Genomic DNA, 4,526 nt, shown 5'->3' with positions numbered 1-4,526 from the left:
TGGGTCACCTCCAGCCAGAGGTCGGTGCCGCCGGCGACCATGGGCGCCTCGGGGTGGCGGCGGCGCGCCTCGACCAGCTCGGCCAGGGTGGCGGGCTGCACGAAGGCGGCATCGGTCGCCTGTTCCTGCTGCGGTTCGGCAGCGTCGATGGCAAGGTCCAGCCACTGGGGGCGCGCGTAAGGATGCTCCCCCATGGAGAGTGCCGCGTCGCGGATCGGACGGTAGCCGGTGCAGCGGCACAGGTTGCCACCCAGCGCCGCCTCGAGCCGCTCGGGCGTCAGGGGGGCCGGCGAGCGCTGCTGCGCCTCATGCAGGGTAAACAGCGACATCACGATGCCCGGGGTGCAGAAGCCGCACTGGCTGGCATGGCAGTCGACCATGGCGGCCTGAGCGGGGTGGAGGGCCTCGCCTCGGGCAAGCCCCTCCACGGTGACCAGCGAGCGGCCCTGGAGCTGGTGGGCAGGGGTGATGCAGGCGTTGGCGCTGTGGTAGCACACCCGGCCGTCGGGGCCGGCCTCGCCGATGGCCACTGTGCAGGCACCGCAGTCACCCGAGGCGCATCCCTCCTTGGTGCCGGTCTGGCCGAGGGTCTCGCGCAGCAGCTCGAGCACGCTGGTATCGGGCGTGGCCTCGCACCGGCGGGGCTGCCCGTTGAGCAGGAAGTCGATCATGACGTTGTCTCTGTTATTGATCGCTGGGGTCGTCATCGACCATCAGGGGAGTCGATATGTTGACCATATGGTCAGGATATTTTCAGCATGGCTAACCCTGCGCCACTTTGCAAGCCGCTGATCCCCGACTTTCGACGTGTGTCCGTCAGCCCTTGCCGAGTGGCGATTGCATGCACCGCCGCGGTGCGGCACTCTCGGGAGGGACCACTGGCACAGGGAACCGATAGATGACAGAAGTCGCGAGGCCGGCGGTGACACGTCGTGCGCGGGAGAGAGGCGAGGCCGGGGGCGCGACCCGCGAGCGCAACGAGCGCGAGATCCTCGCCGCGGCGGAGAAGATCTTCGCCGCCCACGGCTATCGCGGCGCCAGCGTCCAGGCCATCGCCGAGGCGGCGGGGCTGCCCAAGTCCAACGTGCTCTACTACATGGGCAGTAAGCGTGGGCTCTACGTGCGGCTGCTGGAGCGGATGATGGCGCGCTGGAACGCGCTGCTGGACGATATCTCGGTGGACGATGATCCCGCCGAGGTGCTGGAAGCCTTCATCCGCAGCAAGATGGCCCTCTCCCGGCGCCACCCGGAGGGCTCGCGGCTGTTCGCCGCCGAGATCCTTGCCGGGGCCCCCTTCCTGCAGGAGTACCTGAGTGGCGAGCTGCGCGCCTGGGTAGAGGAGCGCGGGGCGATCTTCCGGCAGTGGGCCGAGCGCGGCCTGATGGACCCGGTGGAGCCGGTCTGGCTGATCTTCCTGATCTGGTCCGCCACCCAGCACTACGCCGACTTCGAGGCCCAGGTGCTCGGCATCACCGGCAAGGGGGAGCTCAGCGACGCCGATGTCGAGCAGATCACCGCCTTCCTCACTCGGGTGATCCTCAAGGGGTGCGGCGTCAGGCCGCGCGAGGCTTGATGCCGCGGAAATCGCCCTTGCGGCGGGCTTCCTCAAGGTCGTAGGCGTTCTGCAGCCGCAGCCAGTAGCCCTCGCTGGTGCCGAGAAAGCGGGAGAGGCGCAGGTCAGTATCGGCAGTAATGGCACGCTTGCCGCGAGTGATCTCGCCGATTCGCGTGGCCGGTACGCCGATAGCGCTTGCCAGCCCGTTCTTGGTTAGACCCAGCGGCTCGATGAAGTCCTCGAGCAGGATCTCACCAGGATGCACGTTGGGCAGGCACTCGTTAGCTTGCGTCATGGCGCCCTCCTCAATGGTAGTCAACGATCTCTACATCCCAGGCGTTACCGTCTTCGAAACGAAAGCAGATTCGCCATTGGGCATTGATCCGGATACTGTGCTGGCCGGCCCGGTCCCCCTGCAGTGCCTCGAGGCGATTGCCGGGTGGAATGCGAAGGTCGTCCAGCGTGGCAGCGGCACCGAGCTGGCGCAGCTTCTTCAAGGCATTGCGCTGCATGTCATGCGGGAGGCGTTTCGCTACCCGGCCCTGAGCAATAAGGGCGGTCTGCTTGTCCTTGAAGGAAGCGATCATGGTCGAGGCATGTGAAGCTTTTGATGAAAATATAACGCTATGCGTTATATGACGCAAGGCGTTATATCGGGCTCACGCCTCCCTGGGCAGCGCCAGGCTGATCAGCACGGTAGCGGCGAGCAGGGCGCTGGAGACCCAGAGGGTGGCGACGAGGCCGCCGGCGAGGTAGAGCCAGCCGGAGAGCAGGGTGCCGATCAGCCGTCCCATGGCGTTGGCCATGTAGTAGAAGCCCACGTCCAGCGAGACCCCGTCCGAGCGCGCCATGCGCACGATCAGGAAGCTGTGCAGGCTGGAGTTCACGGCGAAGACCGCGCCGAACAGTAAAAGCCCCCCGAGCAGCACCACCTGCGGCTGCACCTCCAGGAGCTGTCCTTGAAGACCCAACGCGATGAGAGCCGGCAGGGCGGTAAGCGCCCCGGCCCAGGCGATGGCGGCGCCGCGCCCCGCTCTGCCCCCGGTGATCCGCGGCGCGACCGCCTGCACCGCGCCGTAGCCGATCACCCAGAGCGCCAGGAAGCCCCCCACCTGCCAGCTGTCCCACTCGAAGCGGGTGGCCAGGAAGACCGGCAGGGCCACCACGAACCAGACGTCCCTGGCGCCGAACAGGCACATCCGCGCCGCCGAGAGGATGTTGATGGCGCGGCTCTTGGAGAGCATCTCGCGAAACTTCGGCTTGGCCTTGGCCCGGCCCAGGTCGCCATCGAGGCGCGCAAGCGACAGCGACAGCACCCCGGCGAGCATCACCGCCATGGCAAGTATCGCCCCCTGGAAGCCGATCAGGGTCAGCAGCAGCCCCCCCAGGAAGAAGCCCACTCCCTTCAGCGCGTTCTTGGAGCCGGTGAGCAGCGCCACCCAGCGGTAGAGCGACTGATGGCCGGCGGCGCCGGCCGGCACCAGGGTCTTGATGGCGCTCTTGGCGCTCATCTTGTTGAGGTCCTTGGCGATGCCCGAGAGCGCCTGGGCGGCCATCACCCAGGGCACCGAGAGCCAGGCCACTGGCACCAGCAGCATGGCCAGCGCCACCACCTGCAGGCCGAGGCCCAGGTTCATGGTGCGGTTGAGCCCGAGGCGCGCCCCCAGCCAGCCCCCCACCAGGTTGGTCACCACCCCGAAGAACTCGTAGAAGAGGAACAGCAGCGCCACTTCCAGGGCCGAGTAGCCGAGCCCGTAGAAGTAGAGCACCACCAGCATGCGCAGGGCGCCGTCGGTCAGCGTGAAGGCCCAGTAGTTGCCGGTGACCAGCAGGTACTGGCGTATCTCCCGGGGCAGGGCGGCGACACGGGCGATCATGCGTCGGCCATCCCCACCTTGGCGGCCAGCTCCGCGGTGCGGCAGGCGTAGCCATATTCGTTGTCGTACCAGGCGTAGAGCTTCACCTGGGTGCCGGCCACCACCATGGTGGAGAGCGCATCGACGATGGCGCTGCGCGGGTCGGTGCGATAGTCGATGGAGACCAGCGGGCGCTCCTCATAGCCGAGGATGCCGGCAAGCGGGCCCTCCGCGGCCTCCTTCAGCAGGGCGTTGACCTCCTCCTCGGTGGTCTCGCGCGCCACCTCGAAGACCATGTCGGTGAGCGAGGCGTTGGCCAGCGGCACGCGCACGGCGTGGCCATTCAGCTTGCCGGTCAGCTCCGGGAAGATGGCGGTGATTGCCCTGGCCGAGCCGGTGGTCGTCGGGATCAGGCTCATGCCGCAGGCCCGGGCGCGTCGGAGATCCTTGTGGGGGGCATCGAGGATCACCTGGGTGTTGGTGATGTCGTGGATGGTGGTCATGGAGCCGTGGCGGATGCCGAGGTTCTCGTGGATCACCTTGACCACCGGCGCCAGGCAGTTGGTGGTGCAACTGGCCGCGGTGACGATGCGGTGGCGGGCCGGGTCGAACAGATGATCGTTGACGCCCACTACCAGGTTGAGTGCGCCCTCGTCCTTCACCGGGGCGCTCACCACCACACGCTTGACCCCCTGGTCCAGATAGGCCTGGAGCTTGTCGGTGGTCTTCATCTTGCCCGAGGCCTCGATCACCACGTCGCAGCCGGACCAGTCGGTGGCCTCGATCTCGCGGTTTGCCGTGAAGGCGATGCGCCGGCCGGCCACCGTCAGGGCGGTGTCGTCCGCCGTGATATCATCGCCGCCGCCCGTCCACTGGCCGTGCACCGAGTCGAACTGCAGCAGGTGGGCGAAGGTGGCGGCGTCGCCACCCGGGTCGTTGATCTGCACGAACTCGAGGTCCGGGTTCGTCCAGCCGGCGCGCAGCGCCAGGCGGCCGATGCGGCCGAAGCCATTGATGCCGATCCTGACCGTCATGGGAAACTCCTGATAAGTGGCAGGGTGCATGCGAGGGTGCCTGTGGGGCACGGCGAAGATATCTGGCAAATCGTATATGAA

The 4,526-nt window shown here is 67.3% G+C and carries 6 protein-coding genes; 1 reads left to right on the top strand and 5 read right to left on the bottom strand.

Features of this window, described 5'->3' with window-relative positions; genetic code table 11:
* Positions 1–671 (bottom strand): 2Fe-2S iron-sulfur cluster-binding protein (locus tag IBX53_RS14860; RefSeq protein ID WP_290910776.1); only part of this gene is annotated, 671 nt, incomplete at its 3' end.
* A 227-nt stretch (positions 672–898) separates the two neighbouring features.
* Here IBX53_RS14860 and IBX53_RS14855 point away from each other — a divergent pair.
* On the top strand, positions 899–1,573 hold the full coding sequence (locus tag IBX53_RS14855) for a TetR/AcrR family transcriptional regulator (protein WP_290910775.1): 675 nt from the start codon (positions 899–901) through the stop codon (positions 1,571–1,573).
* Here the strand turns inward: IBX53_RS14855 and IBX53_RS14850 are convergent.
* The 4 genes from IBX53_RS14850 to IBX53_RS14835 all read right to left on the bottom strand — a co-directional run bounded on the left by IBX53_RS14850 (position 1,554) and on the right by IBX53_RS14835 (position 4,445).
* Complete coding sequence (locus IBX53_RS14850) at positions 1,554–1,850, bottom strand: HigA family addiction module antitoxin (RefSeq protein ID WP_290910773.1); 297 nt, start codon at positions 1,848–1,850, stop codon at positions 1,554–1,556. The two genes, IBX53_RS14855 and IBX53_RS14850, sit on opposite strands and share 20 nt — an antisense overlap.
* A gap of 10 nt (positions 1,851–1,860) precedes the next feature.
* Positions 1,861–2,142, bottom strand: coding sequence for a type II toxin-antitoxin system RelE/ParE family toxin (locus IBX53_RS14845; protein WP_290910770.1), 282 nt, complete (start codon positions 2,140–2,142; stop codon positions 1,861–1,863).
* Positions 2,143–2,214: 72 nt separating this feature from the next.
* Positions 2,215–3,432 (bottom strand): organoarsenical effux MFS transporter ArsJ, encoded by a 1,218-nt coding sequence (gene arsJ / locus IBX53_RS14840; RefSeq protein WP_290910768.1) that lies wholly within the window; start codon positions 3,430–3,432, stop codon positions 2,215–2,217.
* Positions 3,429–4,445 carry an ArsJ-associated glyceraldehyde-3-phosphate dehydrogenase gene (locus IBX53_RS14835; protein ID WP_290910765.1) on the bottom strand — a complete coding sequence of 339 codons (1,017 nt, stop codon included), beginning with the start codon at positions 4,443–4,445 and terminating at the stop codon, positions 3,429–3,431. Before IBX53_RS14835 ends, arsJ begins: the two co-directional genes overlap by 4 nt.
* Between the last annotated feature and the right edge of the window lie 81 nt (positions 4,446–4,526).

This window comes from Halomonas sp., assembly GCF_014859505.1.
Lineage (GTDB): Bacteria > Pseudomonadota > Gammaproteobacteria > Pseudomonadales > Halomonadaceae > Halomonas.
This window is presented reverse-complemented; position numbering and strand designations above follow the sequence as displayed.

Excerpts from the sequence above, each read along its gene's own strand:
- IBX53_RS14850 (WP_290910773.1), bottom strand. The coding sequence starts at position 1,850 with ATGACGCAAGCTAACGAGTGCCTGCCCAACGTGCATCCTGGTGAGATC.
- arsJ (WP_290910768.1), bottom strand. The coding sequence starts at position 3,432 with ATGATCGCCCGTGTCGCCGCCCTGCCCCGGGAGATACGCCAGTACCTG.
- IBX53_RS14835 (WP_290910765.1), bottom strand. The coding sequence starts at position 4,445 with ATGACGGTCAGGATCGGCATCAATGGCTTCGGCCGCATCGGCCGCCTG.
- IBX53_RS14845 (WP_290910770.1), bottom strand. The coding sequence starts at position 2,142 with ATGATCGCTTCCTTCAAGGACAAGCAGACCGCCCTTATTGCTCAGGGC.
- IBX53_RS14855 (WP_290910775.1), top strand. The coding sequence starts at position 899 with ATGACAGAAGTCGCGAGGCCGGCGGTGACACGTCGTGCGCGGGAGAGA.